Origin of the sequence: Candidatus Halocynthiibacter alkanivorans (assembly GCF_003333265.1) — a bacterium.
Classification (GTDB): domain Bacteria; phylum Pseudomonadota; class Alphaproteobacteria; order Rhodobacterales; family Rhodobacteraceae; genus Halocyntiibacter_A; species Halocyntiibacter_A alkanivorans.
This window is the reverse complement of sequence record NZ_QOLB01000125.1, coordinates 1-20,403: the sequence shown is the minus strand read 5'-3', so window position 1 is coordinate 20,403 and position 20,403 is coordinate 1. Positions and strand designations below refer to the sequence as shown.

The following is a 20,403-nucleotide window of genomic DNA, read 5'->3' as shown; positions in this document are numbered from 1 at the left end:
GGTTTTATCCACCTGATGTCATGGGATGTCTGCACGCCACCCGCCGGGCGCCTCCGACATTCTGAAATTCCGGTCTCTCGCCGGCGCAGGAAACGTCGCAATGGCTGCAACGCGGGGCAAAACGGCAGCCCGGGACAAAGTCCTGCGGCGGCGGCGCCGCGCCCCCGATGGTGCTGAGCCGGTCAACTTTGCGGTCGACCCGTGGCAGGGAATTCATCAGCCCTTGCGTGTAGTGATGCAGCGGCGCGTCGAATAAATCCAGCACCGGCGCTTCTTCGACGATCCGGCCGGCATAAATTACCGCAACATCATCGGCGACCTGAGCGATCACGCCCAGATCATGTGTGATCAGGATCAGCGCCATGTTCAGTTCCGTCTTGAGTTGCGACAACAACTCCAGGATCTGCGCCTGAATAGTGACGTCGAGCGCTGTCGTTGGCTCATCAGCGATCAGCAGGCTGGGTTCGCAGGCGATGGCCATGGCGATCATGGCGCGCTGGCACATGCCGCCGGAAAACTGATGCGGATATTCGCCAAATCGCGCGTTTGCTTCGGGAATACCAACCAGATCGAGCAATTCGAGAGCGCGGCGCCGCGCGGCACCTTTGGACAGGTTCTGGTGCAGGCGCAGCGATTCCGATATTTGCCAGCCGATCGTGCGCACCGGATTGAGCGACACCATCGGATCCTGAAAAACCATCGCGATCTTGCAGCCGCGCAGGTCGGACATCTCCGCCTCGCTGAGTTTCAGCAGGTCACGGCCTTCAAACATCACGTCACCACTGGTGACCCTGCCCCTTTGCGGCAAAAGTCCCAGAGCGGCCAGACAGGTCACGCTTTTGCCGCTGCCGCTTTCACCGACCAGCCCAAGGGTGCGTCCGGCCTGCACTTTCAGGCTTACATTGTCCACCACCCCGAGAGTGCCTTCGGCGGTGTCAAAAACAACCGACAGGTCGCGCACCTCCAGCAGGTATTTTTCAGTCGCAGCGCTCGGCGCCACCGAATTATGATGATTAAATTCTGTCATTTCAGGGTCGGGTCCAGTCGGTCACGCAGCCAGTCGCCAACGGTGGCGATCGACAGGGTTAAAAAGAAGATCACCATGCCGGGCAATACTGCGATCCACGGCGCCAGGATCAGGTAATCACGCCCCACACCCAGGATCTGGCCGAGGCTGGTCATCGGCGGCTGCACCCCGAGCCCCAGAAAGCTCAGGGTTGATTCCAGCAGAATGACACCGGGCAGGTTGATCGTTGCCTGCACGATCAGAGTGCCCATGATATTGGGCAAAACGTGGCGCTGATAAATCCGGAAATTGCCCAGCCCGAGCGAGCGCACCGCCAGCACGTAATCCTGTTGATTGGCCGTCAGCACCATTGAGCGCGCCAGCCGCGCATAGCGCTCCCAGCCGTCAATTCCCACGACGATGATCAGAATGGTCAGGCTGTTGCCAACAAAGGCCAGCACCGCGAGGGCGAAAATGATGAACGGCAGCGAAACCTGAACGTCCACCAGCATCATCAGAACTTCTTCCACCCAGCCGCGGAAATGCGCCGCGACAATGCCCAGAAAACTGCCCAGAACAGCGCCGATCACGGTCCCGATCACCCCGATCAGAACGCTCAGGCGCAGCCCGCGGATCAGGCGGCTGAGCACATCGCGGCCTAGCTCATCGGTGCCGAAGATATGTTCCCAGGAGCCGCCTTGCATAAACACCGGCGGCTGCAACTGGTTGAAAAGATCCATTTGGGTGTGCGGATAGGGTTGGAACAGGAAACCAAAGACCGCGACGAACAGAATAAACCCAATATAGATCAATGCCGCCGTCACCAGCCATTCGCCGCTCAGCCCCCAGCGCGCCAGCAACGCGCCGGTCCGGCCGCGCCTGATCCGGGGCTCATCCTGCGACTGCGCCGCAGTGTTTGTCTGTTGTGTGCTCACTTGAATTGTCTCACTTCTTTACTCCAATGACACTGATCCGCGGATCGAGAAGGCCATAGAGTATGTCCACCAAAAGGTTCGCGATTATCACGGTTGAAGCGACCATCAGAATGAACATCTGCACCACGGCAAAGTCCCGCAAGCCGATGGCCGTGATGAACAACCGCCCGGCACCAGGCCAGGCAAAAACCGTCTCGATCACCACTGAGCCACCGATCAGCCAGCCCAGCTGGAAGCCAATGACGGTGACCGTCGGGATTGCCGCATTTGGCAGCGCGTGCCAGACGATCTGGCGCCACTTTGGTGCGCCTTTGGCGCGCGCTGTGCGCATATAGGACTGGCGCAGAACTTCCAGCATTGCTGAGCGGACAAACCGTGCAATCGATCCCGACAGTGTCAGCCCAAGCGTGGTCGCGGGCAGGATCAGATGCTGCCAGGTGCTGGCGCCGGATGTCGGCAGCCACCGCAGTTTCAGCGAAAACAGCAGGATCAGTAACAGCGCGAGAAAGTAGCTCGGCATCGAAAATGAGGCGACTGCCGCCGTCATTATTCCGCGATCCCAGAACGTACCTCGTTTCAGCGCCGCAATGGCCCCAAGGGTCACACCGGCGACAACGCTGATCACAAATGTCGTGCCCCCGAGCAACAAGGTCTTGGGAAGCCGTTCCACCACCAGATCCCAGGCCGGCTGACCATCAAAAAACGAGGTGCCAAAGTCGCCCTTCGTGATGTCGCTGAGATAGATCACGTATTGTTCAAAGATTGATTTGTCGATGCCCCATTTCGCCCGGAAGACGTCGAGTGTGCTTTCCGGCGTGCCCAGGGAAAAGATGCTGTAAAGCGGATCGCCGGAGGCCCGGAGGATCAGAAAAACGGCGGAGACCACGATCCACAGCGTGAAGGTGCTGCGCAGTATCTTAATGAGAATATATCGGGTCATTCTGCGCTCGCCTGATGTTTTTATGTAATCTGCTCAATGGGTGGGCCGAAAGCTCTGCCTCCGGCCCACCCGTATGTTAAATAGTCTGTAGCTAGCCGTTGTCTTTGAAATTGGCTGCGCGGAAGTCCATGTAGAAGATGGTGTAGGGCTGCCACTCCAGGCCTTTGCGTACACCGTAGGCTTCGACCGGGCGATACAGCAGGATTGCCGGCACCAGATCATCCCACAATTCCAGCAAATCCCCATAGGCCGTCTTGCGGGTGGCGAAGTCTGAGCCCTGCTCGATATCGGTGCCCAGCTTGAGGAATTCAGCCGGCGCTGTGCCGCCCCAGTCCTTCAGCCGGTGTCCGCCTTCGCGGCCCCAGCTGAACCACATGCCACCTGCAGGGTCGGTCATCCACATGTTGTCAGACGCGGCGTAGGCGTCGCCTTCCTGCCCCATCTGGCCCCAGTTCTCGATGATGTCGAGCTTGACGTTCAGACCGACCTTTTTCCACATCTCCATGCTGGCTTCGACGGCCCGCGTCATGTTGGTGTAATAGCCACCAACGATCCGGATAACGATCTCTTCGCCATTGTAACCAGCGTCGGCCAGCAACGCTTTTGCGCCTTCAGGATCGAACGGAAGCGGACCGCGCTCCGGGATCGCATACTCACCATAACCGGCAAAATCATAGGTACCGGCAGTGGTCAGTCCGGCCCACAGCTTGTCCGCCAGCAATGCGCGGTCAAGCGACAGTGCCATGGCTTTTCGAATGCGCTTGTCGGCCTGCGGACGACCTTCTTTATATTGGCGGAAAGTGATCATCTGCACATTTTCAACAGCCACGGCGCGGATTTCAGTACCGGCGTCGTTGTCGATCGGCCGGGTCTGGCTGGGGGGAATTGACGTCGCGATGTCAAACTCCCCGGTCATCAGACCCGCGATACGCGACGAAACTTCAGGCACTTCCAGAAATGTGATGCTGTTGAGTGGCGGGGTATCGCCCCAGTAGTCATCAAATGCATCCAGCTTTACGGATTCTCCGGTGACACGACCGGCCCATTTGTACGGACCGGTGCCGACCGGAAGATGACCGAACTCTTCCTGGCCGACGCGCTCGTAATAGGCTTGAGGATACACCTGGCCCATCACCGTCGCCATCCGCGCCAGCAAGGCCGGGTCGGGGTTTTTGGTGGTAATACGAACCGTATCGGCATCCATCGCCACGACACTCGCGATCGTACCAGATGCCGCGAACGGCTCGCTGCCAGCGCCATAGGTATTATTGATCGAGAACACCACGTCATCCACAGTCATCGTCGTGCCGTCGTGGAACTTCACGCCCTGACGAATGGTAAAGTCCCATTCGGTCGGCGAAACCTGTTCCCACGAGGTGGCAAGCCCGGGCACCAGTTCGATCCCGCCCCCGCCTGGTCCCGACAGATAGTCCCGCCGCACCAGCTGATCATAGATCGAATAGGCGACGCGTGCGGCAAAATTGGCGTTCACCACGGGCCCATGCGCGGCCCAGGTGGTTGGCATGGCAATTTTCAGGTTCGAGCGGCCATTCTGTTAAGCAAAGGCAGCACCAGATCCCAGCGAGAGCGCGAGCGTTGCTGCGACCATCCACGCTTTTGCCGACCTGAGTAAGTCCCGTCGGGACCCGGCCCACGCGCCATACAATAAAGTTGTGGTTGTATTCATTTTACATCCTCCCAAGATATTGGTGCCTGGCAAACAACGGCGTGTCACAGGCAAAGACTGCACAGAGTGATGCCAGGATTTTTATGCGTGGCAAAAGCCACAATCTGGTGGCAAGACCCTAAAAAAGCTTCCAAAAATTACCGATGCCCTCCAAATTTTCTGTGGCCCGATGTTAGGAAATCTATGTCAAAGGCGTCCAATATTATTATCGATACTTCTCATGCAAAAATTGCATGACCTAAGTGAGTTAATACAGAATAGTTATCGCCGCAGCCGCAAAAAGAGACTGGCAGACGACGGTATCTGTGCCAATATTTGGGTTGGATCTAATCTGCCGCCATCTGAACGGGGGCAAACGCGCGCATTTGCTGTTGCAGCAAGACATTCCAGAACTTTTCCACCCTCGGTTGGCTGGATTTCAAACATCGGAAGATTTTGATATCAACATGAATATCATCCTCCGGACCTGCGGCCCGGACAAGCCGTCCGTTTGTCAGGTCAGCTTCAACAAATGTACGGGGCATCCAGGCCAGACCAAATCCTTCGGCCGCCATTTCTTTCAACGCCGTGCCGATAGATGAATCATACACAGATCTGAAGATCAGGCCGGTATACTTGTTTTCCATATGGTTTTTGATCGGCCAGGGTGAATCATCGGAGTGCGTATGAAGACACGGAATTGGACCTTCCGGCCTGTCCGGCAGCCACCAGCGCGGGCTGCCGTCTTTGTTTGGGCTGACGACCGGAACAAGCGTTTCCGTACCAAGGGTCAGCGAGGCAATTGCAGACGCGACACCAGGCAGGCCGATTTTGGGATCCAGATAGCTGACGAAAAAATCTACGGAATTTGCCTCCAGCGCCGAGATATAACTCGCAATCGTGCCATATTCGGTTTTGACCACAATCTTATTGACGTCGATAAATGGCAGAAGACCCTTTAGCCAGCCAGGTATGAAAATCTGAGACAGCGTCGCAAGCGTTGAAAAACGCATTTTCTCGTTTTCTTCCAGAACCAGCGTCTGAACATCCGCTTTTCCCGCTTCGGCCAGATCAACAATCTTTTGCGCCACCGGAAGAAACAGCCTGCCCGCTTCGGTCAGTTGCAAAGGATGCCCCGCGCGGTCGATCAAAGCCGCGCCGACCCAGGCTTCAAGCGCCTGAATGCGGCGGCTGAAGGCAGGTTGAGAGACACCGCGCTGCTCCGCCGCAATCCGAAAGTTGCCTTCTGACCTCAGCACCAGGACGTCTATGAGACATTTGGTGTCCATTCAGCTTTCGCACCCCTAATTTATTTTGGATATGATCCAGGCTTCGACCGCGGCCGGCTCATTCTTCGAAAATTTATTTCCTCAAACTGGCATCAGGCCATCCGTGAACCTGATTGCGCTGGCCACGCGACATGCAGCATTTCGGCAGGTGCGCCAGCGTCTCCGGGTCAAAATCAACCCGATAACAGATCCGATCCCTACTGACCGCACCCCTTTCAGGGAGTTGACCAGTCACGCGTCCTCAGAGCAAAATATCTTCTCCGACATAGAGTGCTGCATCGTTTCCATTGTCAATATTGGCGCCAACGCGAAGAGGAAACGACACACATGATGGCGTGGGTGGCAAACAAATCATCTGCGAAGACCCGTTTGGCAATGTGATAGAACTCACCCAACCTCGCAAATGAATCGCGCCGATTATCGGCATGGCCGTTCGATTTGAAGTCAGCTCAGGGCGTCCGGGCGGACCTTCGCTGCGCTCTGCCCGATCGCTGGCTGAGCGGGTTTTATACCCTGCGACCGGGCGGCTGAACGGCCGTTTCCGTCTTGGCGAAACCGACAATTCTGAGCTTCGGGAAAATCGAATCTCGCCCCGAAGCCATCCTTTGGGTCCTATGAGTTGTTGCGCTGCGACGTGAAATCACGTCCGTCAGGGCCGGCCGCAGCGCATTGGATGAGGCCGGCCTGACTACTTAAGAAAAACAGAGAAAGTTCTCTAAAGGCTTATCCCTTGCAAAGCCCTCCCTGCCCCCGCCGTCAAAAGGTTGGTTGCCAATCCTTACCCCAGACTTCTTCCCACAAAAACGGCCGGGTCGAGTTGGACTTTACCCGCCCGCCTTCCCAGAGGTTCCATTTTGGATCCGCATATTTGTCGTATTGCTTGTCCAGCCGGGCGCAGAGTTCGGCCACCACGGGCGCATATTCCGGGTCTTCAGCAACGTTAGTACGCTCATCCGGATCCTTGGCCAGATCATAGAGAACATGGCCGAAATGATACGAGGTCGGCTGAAAACGGCGCATGAAATTCCAGCGCGCAGTGCGGATCGAGCGGGTCTCTTCCTGCTCCATGAACACCACATCCTCCCAATCGGCGGCGCTGCTTTCCAACAGCGGGCGCAGGCTGCGGGCGGCGCTGTCTTCCGGGTTGGCGACCCCGGCACCCGCGTAATCGAGCACCGTGGCGAAGATGTCAGTGGTGCCCACAAGATTGTCACAAACCTGATCTTGCAACGGCGCGTGGGGTGGCTTGACGATCATCGGGATATGATTGGCCTCGCGATGGGTGTTTGAGGGCCAGCTGTCTTCGCCATGGCCCCAAAACCCGTGCTCGCCCAGCGCCATGCCATGATCCGAGGTGTAGATGATCAACGTATCTTCGGTCAGGTTATGCGTGTCGAGCGCAGCCAGAACCTTGCCCACACCTTCGTCCACCATGCTCATCTGCGAGTAATAATTGCGCAGGGTTGGCATATCGTTAGGCATGCGCACCAGCCCTTCGAAATAATCGGGTTCATCCTCGGGCAGCTTGTCATGGCGGATCAGCATCCAGTCCACCAGCTGCTTGGCAACCGCCTCGCGCGGGACCGAGTTAAAGGGCGTGTCCTTGTAAAGACCGCCATGACGGTTGGTCGGCTCGCCCTCAATTGATGGCCAGAACCCGTAAGGTGCCGGATAGGTCAGGAACATGAAAAAGGGCTGGTCGGGCGTGGCTGCACGTTCAGTAATGGTGTCCACCGCACGTTGGGTGAAGAAATCAACAGAATGGCCCGGGTGGGTGAAGTTCCGCCCGTTGTCGATCATTTTGTTGTCGTAGAAGGACAACACGTGGCCAATCTGCAGCGTGATCCAGTCATCAAACCCGTTCTTGGGCGTGTCGGCAATGCCAAGATGGAACTTGCCGATCAGCGAGGTGTGATAACCATTGTCTTTCAGGCGTTCCGGCAGCGTGTAGAATTCGTCAACGGCGTTCCAGTTTTCTGGCCACGTGTCCATCACCGCGTCATCCAGCCAGGTGTGAATACCATGCTGCGATGGCATCAACCCGGTCAACACCGACGCACGGCAAGGCGAGCACATAGCGTTTGGGCAAAACGCCTCGGAGAAGCGCACCCCCTGGGTGGCAAACTTGTCGAGGTTCGGGGTATGCACCTCGTCATTGCCGGCACAGCCCATCATCTTGGCGGGTTGGTTGTCGACGAAGATCAGCAGTACATTTGGACTTTTTTTGGCCATCACATGTGGCTCCCTGTTGCGGCCGCAAGGGCGCGTTCCTGTTCAAAGATTGCGCCGGTGTCGGCAGCTGTCCGGCTCAGATCGAGCGAAATTTCGCCCGAGCGTTGGCGGCTTTTCCATCCGGCATCCACTGGCAGCGGCGCGGGATCGGCGGCAGGCAGGCTGCGGCCAAGGATCAGATCGGAGGCCCGTTCCGCCAGCATCAGGGTCGGCGCATTCAGATCGCCCGCCGTTGCTTGTGGCATGATGGAGCTGTCCACCACCCGCAACCCTTTGGTCCCGTGCACCCGCATCGTGGTTGGATCGACCACCGCCTGCGTATCGGTTCCCATCCGGCAGGTGCCACAGGGGTGATAGGCGCTTTCGACCTTGTCCCTGATAAACTGGTCGATCTGCGCGTCACTGTTGCAATCAGCGCCCGGCGCCAGTTCCGCGCCACGATAGGTCGAAAAAGCGGGCTGTGCAAAGATCTCGCGGGTGAGACGCACGCAGGCGCGCATTTCAGTCCAGTCGTCTGCGTGGCTCATGTAATTGAAGCGCACCCGGGGTGGGGCTTCTGGATCAGTGGGGTTCAGCCGCACCCAGCCCCGGCTTTTTGAGCGTTTGGTGCCGACATGCGCCTGGAACCCGTGTCCCCTTGCCAATGATTTACCGTCATAGGAAATCGACAGCGGCAAAAAATGGAACTGGATGTCGGGGTAGCTGATGCCGGCACGGCTGCGGATATGGGCGCCGGACTCGAAATGATTGGTGGCGCCCAGCCCGTCGCGACGCAAGAGCCAGCGAAGGCCGATCATCGCTTTGCCCAGAAGGCTCATATGCGGATAGAGGGAAACTGGCTGGGTACAAGCCTGCTGCACATAGAGCTCCAGATGGTCCATCAGGTTCTCGCCAACCCCCGGCAGGTCATGAACCACGTTGATACCGGCCTGTTGCAGTTCGGCCCCGGGTCCGATGCCCGACCGCTTCAGCACCACCGGAGACATGATCGGGCCCGCGCAGATGATTACTTCGGCGGCGTGGACCTGGGTCAGTTTGCCCTTGCGGCGGTATTCAACGCCAACCGCCCTGGTCCCCTCCATCAGCACACGTGTGGTATGGGCGTGGGTGATGACTTTGACATTGCCGCGCGCGATGGCCGGGCGCAGATAGGCCACGGATGCACTGCAGCGCTCGCCCTTGCCAACAGTCATCTCCATCGGGCCGAACCCCTCGTGCTGGAGGTCATTCATATTGGCGCTGCGGGCGTATCCGGCCTCGACACCCGCATCAACGAAGGCCTGGTAAAGCGGATTGGTCTGCACCCCCTGTGTAACGCTGAGCGGGCCTGAGTGGCCACGCAGCTCTGCCGGTCCGGCCACATTTTCCATCCGCCGGAAATAGGGCAGCACATTGGCCCAGTTCCACCCGGCTGCGCCGTGATCGGCCCAGAGCTCGTAATCCATCGGGTTGCCGCGCACATAGCACATCCCGTTGATGGAAGAAGAGCCGCCCAGCCCTTTGCCGCGCGGCAAGTTCATCACCCGGCCATCCAGATGCGGTTCGGGTTCAGTCACAAAGCCCCAGTTGAACCGTTTTGTATTCATCGGCAGAGACAAGGCCGAAGGCATGCGCACGATGGTGGCTTTGTCGCTGCCGCCCGCCTCGAGCACCAGGATACGGGTATGGCCATCTGCCCCCAACCGGTTTGCCAGCACACAACCGGCCGAACCTGCCCCAACTATGATGTAATCATAGTGCGTCACGCCGCTCTGCCGATCATGACAAAGAACTTGATCACGGTCTCCGGCTGTTTCCAGGTGCCGGTGAAGCCACTGGGCAACAAGAAGGCCTGACCCGGGCCGAATACATCCGTGGATCCGTCCGGGTAAATCAACTCGACCGTGCCTTTGAGCAGATACATGAACTCATCATACTCATAATCCACGATCTCGTCCGTATATGGCTCGCACACCCATGTGCCCATCCGAACCTCCTCAGAAGCGCGGTCGACCACCAGGTTCTCCCACTCTCTGGGTGAGGCGATCCCGGGCGCGCTCATCACCATCTGGCGCGGTTCCGCCAGCAAGGCGTGGGTTTGGGCTTCGGTCAGGTCAATGGCGCGAATCATGAGAATTTCCCTCGGTTAATATTGGTGCAGGATGCCTAGCACTCGCTGAACAGCCGTTCAATGAAAATGTTGAACGGCTGTTCAGCGAACTGACTGGCGTTTTGGTGCCCAGCGCGCTAGCACAAAGGGGTTAAAGGAGAATCCCGCCATGTCCCGCGCCTCGGAAATGCAAAAACGCAAGCTTCAGATCATCGACGCGGCCATGGATGTGCTGTTGGAAGACGGGTTCTGCGATCTCAGGCTCAGCCAGGTTGCCAAACATGCTGGGGTGTCGGCGGGTCTGGTGTGCCACCACTACGGCACCAAACAGGGCCTGCTGCTTGCGGTGATGCGGCATGCTGTGTCTGCGTATCAGTCGCAGTCGGAGAAAGTGATTGCGGCCAATCCCGTTGCCCGCGACCAGATCTTTGCCATCGTGCGGCTGGCGCTGGTACCGGAGCAATCAAGTGCCAGGCTGTCGGCGGTCTGGCTGGCGCTCTATTATCTGTCCAGTTCCGATTTGACATATCGCACCGAGCTGTTGCGCTACCAGCAGCAAAACTATGAAAATATCCTCTCGGCCCTGAGCCCGCTCTACGACGCGCAAAAGGCGCAATACAAAGCGCGGGTGATCGCGGCAATGATTGACGGGGTTTGGCTGCAGAACGCCGTACACTGCGAAACGGTCGACCTGGTGGCAGCGCAGGAACTGGCCGTGAGCCTGGCCGAACATGTGCTTACGGTGCCATAAGCCGGGGGCATAGAGATGTCCCAATACACGCCAGAGCCGACTCCCGTCACTTTCAAAGCGTAAAGCAGCATCCCCGACCCGCTGGGAATTGGCGTTCGTCCAGTGGCTGGTCTCTGCGCATTCCGCCAAAATGATTGATGTGAAGTATTGGGTAATTCAGGCTCGGACCAGCCGTTCGCTGCGCTTTTCTCAAACGCCAGCTGAGCGGACAAAACCGATTTTCGCTGCACTGGCATCATCGCCTTCGACCAACAAATCGCGACACAACCTGGTTACAGTACCAATAGAGGGCGGTCCCAAAACAGACCTCTGAAAATAGAACACGCCGCGTTCCAGCAAGTTTAAATCCTGGTGGCACAAACTGCCTGCTCTCAGGGATGCCTGCTTTTGGTGAAGACAAATCTGCCGCCTCATCCATAAATTGAGTGGAATGTCGGATACCACATGTTTCTGTTCGCGGTTTTTGTCATGCCGCTTTGTGCGCAACAGCCATGATGTCGTTGAGAAACAGCTCCACAGCGCGGCGCCGGGCTTGTGATTTTCGCACGGCCAGGCTGAAGGCAGATGTCCAGCGCAGATCCGGATGGTCCAGCGCCCGAAACTGACCGCTTTCAATCCACTTCTGCCCAAAATGAACTGGCAATGCGCCCAGATAACAGCCGCTTTCGATCAGCATCGCCATGGCCTCCATGTTGGCAACAACAGCCTGTGGGGCAAGCGTGATCAGCTTTGGCGGTACAATCTTGTCATAAGATCGCTGACAGATTGGATAGCGGGTCAGTATGTCAGGCGTAATCTCACGAGAATCCGCATGGAAGAGCGGATGATCAGAGCTGCAATACAGCATATGATCTTCAGTGCAGATTTCCGTATACTCCAACTCACTCACCTTATTTCGAAACGGTGCAATGGCGACGTGCACATTTCCCGATATCAGGCTCTGGGTCAGATCTGTGGGCGATGCCACCGAGACTTCCAGCCGGACATCGTTCTCGCGGTTGAGAAAGCGCCGAATGGCGCTGACCAAAGGAAATCCTGGCAGACCATTGACGGTATCAACCATGCCGATGCGCAATTCCCCGGTAATCGTGCCGCGCAAATCCATCAGTTCGGCGTCAAAATCGCGCACACTGCGCAGAACATCCCGCGCCTTCTTATAAGCAATCTGACCACGTTCCGTCAGGCAGAACCCACCCCGGCCGCGTTCACACACCCGGTAGCCAAGCGCCAGTTCCAAATCGCGAATTCGGCAACTGATCGCAGATTGCGTAATGCCCAACGCGTATTGCGCGTCGGTAAATCCGCCACATTCCACGACCGCTACGAATGCTTCCAGAAGGTTGTTTCTTAGCAGTTTCAAGGGCAGTGGACTCCATTTGGACCTTACATGAATTTACCGCATGTAAGGATAATATAAAAGGTATTTTTTCGTGTAATGCTTTGTGGTGTCTTCTCAGGGAACCGTCAAAATTTGAGTTCCATGGGAGGAATAAAGTGACCCTTACGTTCAAGAAGTTGAAAATCACTGCGGCCGCAGTTGCTGTTGGTCTGATGCCATTCTCGGCAATGGCAGAAGTCTGGAAATTCGCCATCGAAGAAATTCCCGGATCGATCATGGACGCCTATGCGCAGGAGTTTAAGACGCGGATCGAAGCTGCAACCAGCGGCGACGTGACCGTAGCGATCTACCCGATGGGGACGCTGGGCACCCCGACTGAAACGGTCGAACAAGCCGCTGACGGCATTATCCAGTTCACAAACGTATCGATTGGCAATCTCGGAACCATCGTCCCGGAAAGTCAGGTCTTTCTGCTGCCTTATCTGTTGCCCTCTGATCCGGCCGCAGTATCGGGCATCCTCAGCAGTTCTGACACGATCTACGGCGAACTGAACCAGGACTTCCAAAAACGCGGCCTTGAAGTGATGACCCTGTATTCGGAAGGCGCGCAGGTCTGGACCACCAATCGTGAGATCCGGACACCCGAGGATTTCTCCAATTTCAAAATGCGTGTGATGGTGTCGCCGATCCTGATCGAGACCTACAAAAACATGGGCGCGAGCCCTACCCCGCTGCCATTTGGTGAAGTGTTTGGTGCGCTGCAACTGGGGGCCGTCGACGGCCAGGTTAACCCGATCCCAACCATTGAAGAAATGAAGTTCTATGAAGTCACCAGCAACTTGATCTGGGCTGGCGAACAAGAGCTTGTCACCACCGTTGTTGCCGGTTCCGACTGGTTTGCCACGCTGAACCCCGAACGTCAGACACTGGTGCGTGACACCATGGCGGGCATGACCGGGTTCATTGACGGCGTCGTCGCTGACTTCAACCAGAAGCGCCTGGACATCATCACCGAAGCAAAGCCTGATATTGCCCTTGTCGTTCTGACTGAAGAAGAGCGCGACGTCTTTCGTGCCATGTCCGGTGACACGGCCGGTGCTTATGTGGAACTCGCTGGCGCACGCGGCCAGGATCTGCTTGATGCGCTGACCTCCGAGCTCGCGGCGTCGAACTGAGCACAACAAACCTGCCCTCGTACTGTTCCGGTACGGGGGTATCTTTTTAGGGAGAAGAGAATGCAGGGCACTTTAAGTCCGATCGGAATTCTTGGAAAAACAGACGCTGTGATCGGCCGGATTGAAGTTTTCATTCTAAGCTGGGGCGTCATTCTGATGGCGGCAAACACTATCGCGAATGTGCTGGGTCGGTATGTCTTCCAGCAATCGATCTATTTTTCCGAGGAACTGAACGAGTTTCTGATGGTGATCATCACCTTCATGGGCCTGGGATATGCGACCCGAAAAGGCATCCATATCAGAATGTCCGCGATCTATGACATATTGCCGCGAAAGGTACGCAAGGCTCTGATGATTGTCATTGCCGCCACAACGTCGGTCATGATGGCAATGCTCGCCTGGTATGCTTTTGAATATGTGCAGAAAGTGGCGTCGCGCGGCCGGATTACACCCTCGCTGCAGATCCCGCTTTATCTGACATATGTCTGGGTGGTGATCGGACTGGCCCTGACGTCGGTGCAGTATCTGCTTACGGCCATTCGCAATCTGAATTTCGCAGAAGAAGACATCTACGTCTCCTACAACGAGATCGACAGTTACGAAGATCCTGAAACTGCTGCCGCAGTCAGCCGTCACAACGCCGACAATGAGGAGGAAACACGATGACAGAGCTTATGCTGGCCGTGATGATCATTCTGCTGCTTGCCGGTTTCCCGATGAAAATGCCGCTGATCTCAGCCGCTGTTCTTGGCTTTGTTGTCTATTTCCCCGAGTTGAGCCTTCAGGTCCTGATCCAGCAGATGATAGGCGGCGTAAAACCTGCGGCCCTGGTGGCGGTGCCAATGTTCATTCTGGCCGCTGACATCATCACACGTGGACATTCCGCCAACCGGCTGATCGATGTGGTCATGAGTTTCATGGGCCATATCAAAGGAGGGTTGGCGATTTCGGTCACCAGCGCCTGCGCCCTGTTTGGTGCTGTCTGTGGCTCCACCCAGGCGACCGTTGTTGCTGTAGGCGGCGCCATGCGTCCCCGGATGCTGAAATCGGGTTACTCCGACAGCTTCACCATCGGTCTGATCGTAAACGCCGCGGACCTTGCCTATCTGATCCCGCCGTCGATCGGCATGATTATTTATGGCGTAGTATCCGGCACTTCGATTTCACAACTGTTCATCGCCGGTATCGTGCCGGGCCTTTTGATCGTGGTGCTCTTTTCCATCTACTGCATGTGGTATGCCCATCGTCACGATATTCCTGTCCTTCCGCGCGAAGGCTGGGGGCAAAGGTTCGTCGCCATGCGGCGCGCGCTGTGGCCCATGGGCTTTCCGCTGATCATTGTTGGCGGCATCTATGGCGGAGTCTTTTCTCCCACTGAGGCCGCTGCCATCTGTGTGTTTTATGCGGTGATCCTGGAGGCGCTGATTTTCCGCTCGATCCGCCTGCGGGATCTGCCTGGCATTGCATTGTCCACCGGCGCAATCACCTCAGTTGTCTTCATCCTGATCGCCGCAGGTGCTGCATTTTCCTGGACGCTGTCTTTTGCTCAGGTGCCGCAACAAATCATCGAAGCTCTGGGTCTGAATGACGCCAGTCCGATGATGATCCTTCTGGCCATCAATGTCGCATTCTTTATCGGTTGTATGTTTGTGGACTCAATCGTGGTTATCCTGATCCTTGTGCCGATCTTTGCCCCAATGATCAAAGCAGCGGGTCTTGACCCTGTTCTGGTCGGTGTTCTGATCACGCTTCAGGTGGCGATCGGTGCAGCAACACCACCGTTCGGTTGCAACCTGTTCACTGCAATCGCGGTCTTTAAGCGCCCCTTTGTGGATGTCGTCCGTGGAGTGCCGCCCTTCCTGCTGATCCTGCTGCTCGTCACTGTGCTGCTGGTCATCTTCCCTCAGATCGCGCTGTTCCTGCCCGAACTGGCCTACCGCTAAATTACGAATTCGAGGAGACTAAAACATGTCAAACCATGGTTATGAGGCTGGACGCCTGAACCTGCCTTTCGTTGGCATCTCAACTTTTGCCAAAAAAGAATACGTGTCGGACTGGGACAAGATTGATGCCGACGTTGCTATCCTCGGCGCACCATATGATTTTGGGTGTCAATTCCGGCCCGGGGCACGGTTCGGACCACGCGCGGTCCGTGAGGCATCGACATTGTTCAGCTTCGGTCACGCCGGCGCCTATGATCACGAAGATGACGCCACCTATCTGGGAAGCGATGTACGTATCGTCGATATTGGCGATGCTGACATCATCCACACCAAGACCCGGGAAAGTCATGCGAACATCGAATATGGTGTAAAAAAGATCCTCGATGCGGGCGCACTGCCGGTGACCATTGGAGGTGATCATTCCATCAACATCCCCTGTATCAACGCCTTTGCTGAGGATTGCGCCCATAAGGGTCCGCTACATGTGATCCAGATCGATGCACATCTGGATTTTGTCGATGAGCGCCACGGCGTAACGATTGGCCACGGCAACCCAATGCGCCGCGCGATTGAAAAAGACTATGTCGCCGGCATGACCCAGCTGGGCATCCGCAATGTGTCCTCGACCGCGAAAGAGGGCTATGATGACGCCCGCGCGCGCGGATCTGACATCCTGTCTGTGCGTCAGGTGCGCAAATTGGGCACCGCGGCCGTTCTCGATCGCATACCAGAAGGCGCGCGCTACTATGTCACCATCGATATCGACGCGTTTTGCCCGTCGATCGCGCCAGGCACAGGCACGCCCAGCCATGGAGGTTTCCAATATTACGACGTGCTGGAAATCCTTCAGGGGCTTTCCAAACGCGGTGATGTGGTGGGCATTGACCTGGTAGAGGTGGCCCCAGCCTATGACCCGACAGAAAGCACACAAGTTCTGGCGGCTCAGCTGCTGCTGAATTTCATTGGCTTTATTTTTCACAACAAAAAACAGGCTCTCTCCCACGACTGATCAGTTCTGGATTGGTCGTAAAAGCTGCCCGCAGAGACTTTCTTTGCTGGCAGCGGTTTTTTTCTGACACTACAATCAGGATCTCACTGAAGGGCGCCGATACACACATTTCGTGTCGTGCGGTGATCCCTGCCCCATGAGCACCTTCACTGCTGTATCAAGCGGCTACACCTGGCGACGCAAGCTGCAGCGCAATCTCACGCGTCGATTTCTCGGCCAACGCAACAGACCTCTGGTGCCGGGCATCCTTGAACTCCTGATACTCGATAGCCACCGTTTGAATGTCGTCCGCTTCCGCCCCGAAGTAGTGCGCACAAGCCGCGATCGCCGGGTCCAGGGCGTTCAGGTGCGAACGCACGCCTCCCGGCTGAAATCCGAATTCGCCCCGGGAGGAAAGGACTACGAGCTTCTTTCCCGAAAGCGTGGGCTCGATGGGATAATCTCCGCGCGACAGATCGAAAGAGAACGTCCGGCCGATCCGTGCGACGTGGTCAACCCAGCTCTTCAATGCTGCAGGCATCCCGTAGTTGTACATGGGCACGCCAAGAACGATGACATCGGCGTTCTCAACCTCATCGATCAACTGGTCGGACAGGTGCAAGCGCTCATGCATCCAGGGGTCACGATCTTCGGGGGACGTGAAAGCAGCGTGAATGAACCGATGATCGATAGGCGGAACGGGGCTGTGCCCGACGTCACGAACGATCACTTCAGTCCCCGGTGCGCCTTTCAGAAAGTGCTCTGCGAACAAGCCGGTTAGCTTCCGGGTCAGGGAACGGTCTTCCAGCTGGGCGCTGGCATCAATGCGCAAGAGTGTGGCCATGTTTTTCTCCTGATGAAACGAGGCCAAAGCGCCTCTTCGGGAGATTGGCTACCAGTGGAGCAAATACTTGGCAAAATCGAATTTCTCCGCTACAGGATGAATCAAATTCATCCTGATTGCGCTTTTCTGACCGTGGGAGGTGTTATTGCGCCGGTTACCCCCCCTGCACGCGTTGCGCGCCTTCGAGGCTGCCGCCCGGCATCTTCACTTCAAGAATGCCGCCGAAGAACTTGGCCTGACGCCGACGGCCATCAGCCATCAGGTTCGCCAGCTCGAGGATATTCTCGGCGTTGAGCTTTTTCACCGCTATCCGCGCCCCGTTCGCCTGTCGGCGGCGGGGGAGAGATTATTCCCCGTCGTGCGCGACTCTCTCGACCACATCGCAGGGGCCGTTGAAGAGCTTTCTGCGGGCGATCATGACGGCTCACTCAAAATGTCTGTGACCATGGCGTTTGCAAGCCGGTGGCTTTTAGCCAGGTTGCCTCGCTTGCGCAAAGAAGCAGGCGTTGAAGTCATGGTCGAGGCGGATGACCGCATCGCAGATCTCCATGGCTCCGGCATCGACATCGCCATTCGTTATGCCGAATATCCCAGTGCGGATGCCGAGTGGCAAAAGCTGTTTTCAGATCGGATCATCCCGGTATGCGCACCCGCCCTGTTGTCAGACCTGGCGCCGCTTTCGGCGGAACAGATCCTGAAACTCCCGCTGCTCCACTACCGCTGGAAGTCCGGTTCGCCGAACGCCCCAAGTTGGGAACGCTGGATGACGCAGGCTGGCCTGGACATCAAAGCACGCCCGGCTGTTCAGTCGTTTTCCGAAGAGATCCACGCCATCGAGGCGGCTGCAAGCGGCCATGGCGCCGTGCTTGCCTCCCGGCATCTTGTTGCGGATCTGCTGGACAAAGGCGTGTTGGCGCAAATCTCGGATATTTTCCTGCCCGGCCACTCCTATTGGGCCGTCTTCCTGCCCAATCACCCCAGGCGGGACGCAATTGGCCGGTTGACCGCATGGCTGAAGCAGCAGAATTGACGTGTTGTCCTGCGGCTTCTCCGGGGCGTCTGGTCGTGTGCAGCGCAGCAAATGCGTCCATTTCAAAATGCTCTTCTTTCAACCGCCAATTGTGGTGGAACACCCCACGTTTATGGCAAGTTCCGTTCGCCTTATACCTCAGTGACGGTGACGGTGACGAGCGCTGCTCCAGGGTTACTTCCGTTGTGCGATACCGGAGCAGCAGGTAAATCGATCATCGCCTGGGGGCGTTTTACCCGGGTCAATGCCTGTGGGATGTGACGCGGGTTGACACCGCGAATAGGCGCCATGAAACTGTGCTATCTATTACAGATCTCCAAAACACCGATAAACACCTTCTTTTGCTGGAATACCGCCAAGGGGACAGGAGCTCACTGTGAATGAAAAACTGGAACGGATTGTTGAGTACCACAAACTGACCAAGATACGTTTGAAGACCGGGTTTATTTTCACGTTCACACGCGATCCGTCAGAAGATCTTGAGATTGAAATCAGGTCATTCCTCAACAACAACCGCGCGGATTTTAACCGAAAGGTTGCCAACGCATTTGATCTTCCTGAGGGCGGATACACAAAGTTCGAATTCTTTTGGGTTCCACAGCGTGCTCGAAGGATCAGCTCAGACGATGATCGCATTGGTAACAATAAAATAATCTTCCGTTCGGCCGCTGAAGTGACCCTGATATATTTGAAAGAGCGCTCTCTCATAATCTTCAATACTGAATATTCTTTCGCAGTTACCGACGCCGGTTGCGGCGGAAAAGGTGAAATGCACTACAGCGGAGGCCGGAACTACACGTTGGAAGAAATTTATTTCAACAAGATATCCACGGTCGGTGCGTACCATGATGAGGAGATGTACAACGTTCTCAAGCCAGGATGCGGAGGAGGTACAACAACCAAATTCACGATTGAGAAAGACGGCTTTGTAATCCGAGCCGGCGAGAATTTCCGGGTTCTTGCTTCTGAACGCCACCGTAGTGAAATGAAAGATGCCAGACAAATGATCAATGACAAGATATCGTCGAGCAACTGAGATGAACGTCCTTTCTGTGGTCTTCATTCTGGTCGCAACCTGGGCCGCGTTGGCTGCCTCGCTTTGGCTTTATCGTCATTTTTTGCTAATTTCATTTCGCAGAGCGCTGTTGAATGGCGATGATCGGGTTGCCGTGAGTTTGGGTTGGGCGTGGGCAACTCAGGAACAGATTCTTGCAGCACAACAGTACTGGGGGAGCGATATTTTCGGAGATATTCTTGATTTTCGACGTCCTGAAATAACACGCCTGTTTCTTTTTCCGCGCATACTCTTCGTAATGCCAGTTGTCTTATACCAGATTGGGTCCCGTTTTGCGGGACATGGTCTGACCGGCCCCTGCCCGTCCACGCCCAATTGCTCGAATTACCTCATCGGCTGCCTGACCCGAACCGGCATCATCACTTCACTCGCCCGGGCTCACATCAGGATCTCAAACTGCGCAGGCGAGGACGATGTGAATTACCACCCAGATTTCCAGTGATATTCCATATTATTACTTTGATTCAGCGTGTTAATCGATATTGAGCCCCGAATTCTGATTTGGCGCCAGATCAGGCGGCAGCAGCCGACCAATTCTCAGCCATTCAGGTCATCCGAATAAATCTGTCAGATGGTCCGCTCTCTAGTGGGGTGTCAGGGGCACCTGGCGCGCTTCCATGCACACGACTTCAAAGCCCTCCGCTGATTGTCTGACATCAGCGCAGATCGCAGCGAACAGCTGTTTTGAGCCCATTGCAACCAATGCTGCGGCCGCAGAAATTCGTCAGGATGGGAGCTGAGCTGATGGGGTGGATGGCTCCTGCTCCAACCGACGTCGCGATGCGTCATACTGCAGGTGTCAAAATCTGCTATTGAGAGGAGCCACCCCATGCAAGTTACAACAGTCGGAGTCGATCTGGCCAAGAATATTTTTCAGGTTCACGGGATCACTGAGAGTGACGAGGTTGCTTTCAACCGGCCTCTGCGACGCGCTCAGGTGTTTCCGTTTTTCGCGCATCTCGATCCTTGCCTCATTGGCATGGAAGCCTGTTCCACAAGTCATTACTGGGCGCGCGAGCTGACCAGGCTCGGCCATGAGGTTCGGCTGATCCCACCCATGTACGTCAAACCCTATGTGAAACGCGGAAAGTCAGATGCTAT

The 20,403-nt window shown here is 56.3% G+C and carries 18 protein-coding genes and 1 pseudogene; 9 read left to right on the top strand and 10 right to left on the bottom strand.

Annotation, left to right across the window (positions count from 1 at the left end; genetic code table 11):
- Positions 1-4 precede the first annotated feature (4 nt).
- The 8 genes from DWA01_RS15395 to DWA01_RS15355 form a co-directional block, all read right to left on the bottom strand.
- A complete protein-coding gene (locus tag DWA01_RS15395; RefSeq protein WP_114286698.1) occupies positions 5-1,027 on the bottom strand; it encodes an ABC transporter ATP-binding protein in 1,023 nt (340 codons plus the stop codon).
- A complete protein-coding gene (locus DWA01_RS15390) occupies positions 1,024-1,941 on the bottom strand; it encodes an ABC transporter permease (RefSeq protein WP_235008573.1) in 918 nt (305 codons plus the stop codon). Before DWA01_RS15390 ends, DWA01_RS15395 begins: the two co-directional genes overlap by 4 nt.
- Positions 1,942-1,951: 10 nt before the next feature.
- On the bottom strand, positions 1,952-2,881 hold the full coding sequence (locus DWA01_RS15385) for an ABC transporter permease (RefSeq protein ID WP_114286697.1): 930 nt from the start codon (positions 2,879-2,881) through the stop codon (positions 1,952-1,954).
- Between the two features lie 91 nt (positions 2,882-2,972).
- On the bottom strand, positions 2,973-4,406 hold the full coding sequence (locus tag DWA01_RS15380; RefSeq protein WP_114286696.1) for an ABC transporter substrate-binding protein: 1,434 nt from the start codon (positions 4,404-4,406) through the stop codon (positions 2,973-2,975).
- Positions 4,407-4,894: 488 nt separating this feature from the next.
- Positions 4,895-5,836: a LysR family transcriptional regulator gene (locus tag DWA01_RS15375; protein WP_114286695.1), complete on the bottom strand. Its 942-nt coding sequence runs from the start codon at positions 5,834-5,836 to the stop codon at positions 4,895-4,897.
- Between the two features lie 756 nt (positions 5,837-6,592).
- Positions 6,593-8,068 (bottom strand): sulfatase-like hydrolase/transferase, encoded by a 1,476-nt coding sequence (locus DWA01_RS15365; protein ID WP_114286693.1) that lies wholly within the window; start codon positions 8,066-8,068, stop codon positions 6,593-6,595.
- Complete coding sequence (betA, locus tag DWA01_RS15360) at positions 8,068-9,813, bottom strand: choline dehydrogenase (protein ID WP_114286692.1); 1,746 nt, start codon at positions 9,811-9,813, stop codon at positions 8,068-8,070. The genes DWA01_RS15365 and betA overlap by 1 nt, the downstream gene beginning before the upstream one ends.
- On the bottom strand, positions 9,810-10,178 hold the full coding sequence (locus tag DWA01_RS15355) for a cupin domain-containing protein (protein WP_114286691.1): 369 nt from the start codon (positions 10,176-10,178) through the stop codon (positions 9,810-9,812). Before DWA01_RS15355 ends, betA begins: the two co-directional genes overlap by 4 nt.
- A gap of 148 nt (positions 10,179-10,326) precedes the next feature.
- Between DWA01_RS15355 and DWA01_RS15350 the strand changes: the two genes are divergently transcribed.
- Positions 10,327-10,908, top strand: a complete 582-nt coding sequence (locus DWA01_RS15350; protein WP_114286690.1) for a TetR family transcriptional regulator C-terminal domain-containing protein — start codon at positions 10,327-10,329, stop codon at positions 10,906-10,908.
- 466 nt (positions 10,909-11,374) lie between these two features.
- Here the strand turns inward: DWA01_RS15350 and DWA01_RS15345 are convergent, their stop codons facing one another.
- A complete protein-coding gene (locus tag DWA01_RS15345) occupies positions 11,375-12,268 on the bottom strand; it encodes a LysR family transcriptional regulator (RefSeq protein WP_114286689.1) in 894 nt (297 codons plus the stop codon).
- Between the two features lie 134 nt (positions 12,269-12,402).
- Here DWA01_RS15345 and DWA01_RS15340 point away from each other — a divergent pair, with 134 nt between their 5' ends.
- Genes DWA01_RS15340 through speB form a run of 4 tightly spaced genes read left to right on the top strand, consistent with a single transcriptional unit; the run spans position 12,403 to position 16,374 of the window.
- Positions 12,403-13,422 carry a TRAP transporter substrate-binding protein gene (locus DWA01_RS15340; protein ID WP_235008572.1) on the top strand — a complete coding sequence of 340 codons (1,020 nt, stop codon included), beginning with the start codon at positions 12,403-12,405 and terminating at the stop codon, positions 13,420-13,422.
- A gap of 60 nt (positions 13,423-13,482) precedes the next feature.
- Complete coding sequence (locus DWA01_RS15335; RefSeq protein WP_114286688.1) at positions 13,483-14,088, top strand: TRAP transporter small permease; 606 nt, start codon at positions 13,483-13,485, stop codon at positions 14,086-14,088.
- Complete coding sequence (locus DWA01_RS15330; RefSeq protein ID WP_114286687.1) at positions 14,085-15,365, top strand: TRAP transporter large permease; 1,281 nt, start codon at positions 14,085-14,087, stop codon at positions 15,363-15,365. The genes DWA01_RS15335 and DWA01_RS15330 overlap by 4 nt, the downstream gene beginning before the upstream one ends.
- A 25-nt stretch (positions 15,366-15,390) precedes the next feature.
- The gene (gene speB, locus DWA01_RS15325) at positions 15,391-16,374 is read left to right on the top strand and encodes an agmatinase (protein WP_114286686.1); all 984 of its coding nucleotides are present in this window, start codon (positions 15,391-15,393) and stop codon (positions 16,372-16,374) included.
- A 157-nt stretch (positions 16,375-16,531) separates the two neighbouring features.
- Here the strand turns inward: speB and DWA01_RS15320 are convergent, their stop codons facing one another.
- On the bottom strand, positions 16,532-17,197 hold the full coding sequence (locus DWA01_RS15320; protein WP_114286685.1) for an FMN-dependent NADH-azoreductase: 666 nt from the start codon (positions 17,195-17,197) through the stop codon (positions 16,532-16,534).
- 145 nt (positions 17,198-17,342) lie between these two features.
- On the opposite strand from DWA01_RS15320, the gene DWA01_RS15315 reads away from it, so the two are divergent.
- From DWA01_RS15315 to DWA01_RS15300, 4 genes and pseudogenes are all read left to right on the top strand, one after another.
- A complete protein-coding gene (locus tag DWA01_RS15315; protein ID WP_114286684.1) occupies positions 17,343-18,227 on the top strand; it encodes a LysR substrate-binding domain-containing protein in 885 nt (294 codons plus the stop codon).
- Positions 18,228-18,603: 376 nt separating this feature from the next.
- A complete protein-coding gene (locus DWA01_RS15310) occupies positions 18,604-19,263 on the top strand; it encodes a hypothetical protein (protein ID WP_114286683.1) in 660 nt (219 codons plus the stop codon).
- 1 nt (position 19,264) lies between these two features.
- Positions 19,265-19,744: a membrane protein insertion efficiency factor YidD gene (locus DWA01_RS15305; RefSeq protein ID WP_160116059.1), complete on the top strand. Its 480-nt coding sequence runs from the start codon at positions 19,265-19,267 to the stop codon at positions 19,742-19,744.
- A gap of 387 nt (positions 19,745-20,131) precedes the next feature.
- Positions 20,132-20,403, top strand: a pseudogene (locus tag DWA01_RS15300) (IS110 family transposase); the annotation flags it as partial.

Coding starts and splice junctions, on each gene's coding strand:
- DWA01_RS15335 (WP_114286688.1), top strand. CDS start 13,483: ATGCAGGGCACTTTAAGTCCGATCGGAATTCTTGGAAAAACAGACGCT.
- DWA01_RS15385 (WP_114286697.1), bottom strand. CDS start 2,881: ATGACCCGATATATTCTCATTAAGATACTGCGCAGCACCTTCACGCTG.
- speB (WP_114286686.1), top strand. CDS start 15,391: ATGTCAAACCATGGTTATGAGGCTGGACGCCTGAACCTGCCTTTCGTT.
- DWA01_RS15395 (WP_114286698.1), bottom strand. CDS start 1,027: ATGACAGAATTTAATCATCATAATTCGGTGGCGCCGAGCGCTGCGACT.
- DWA01_RS15320 (WP_114286685.1), bottom strand. CDS start 17,197: ATGGCCACACTCTTGCGCATTGATGCCAGCGCCCAGCTGGAAGACCGT.
- DWA01_RS15350 (WP_114286690.1), top strand. CDS start 10,327: ATGTCCCGCGCCTCGGAAATGCAAAAACGCAAGCTTCAGATCATCGAC.
- DWA01_RS15355 (WP_114286691.1), bottom strand. CDS start 10,178: ATGATTCGCGCCATTGACCTGACCGAAGCCCAAACCCACGCCTTGCTG.
- DWA01_RS15375 (WP_114286695.1), bottom strand. CDS start 5,836: ATGGACACCAAATGTCTCATAGACGTCCTGGTGCTGAGGTCAGAAGGC.
- DWA01_RS15305 (WP_160116059.1), top strand. CDS start 19,265: ATGAACGTCCTTTCTGTGGTCTTCATTCTGGTCGCAACCTGGGCCGCG.
- DWA01_RS15365 (WP_114286693.1), bottom strand. CDS start 8,068: ATGGCCAAAAAAAGTCCAAATGTACTGCTGATCTTCGTCGACAACCAA.
- DWA01_RS15330 (WP_114286687.1), top strand. CDS start 14,085: ATGACAGAGCTTATGCTGGCCGTGATGATCATTCTGCTGCTTGCCGGT.
- DWA01_RS15380 (WP_114286696.1), bottom strand. CDS start 4,406: ATGCCAACCACCTGGGCCGCGCATGGGCCCGTGGTGAACGCCAATTTT.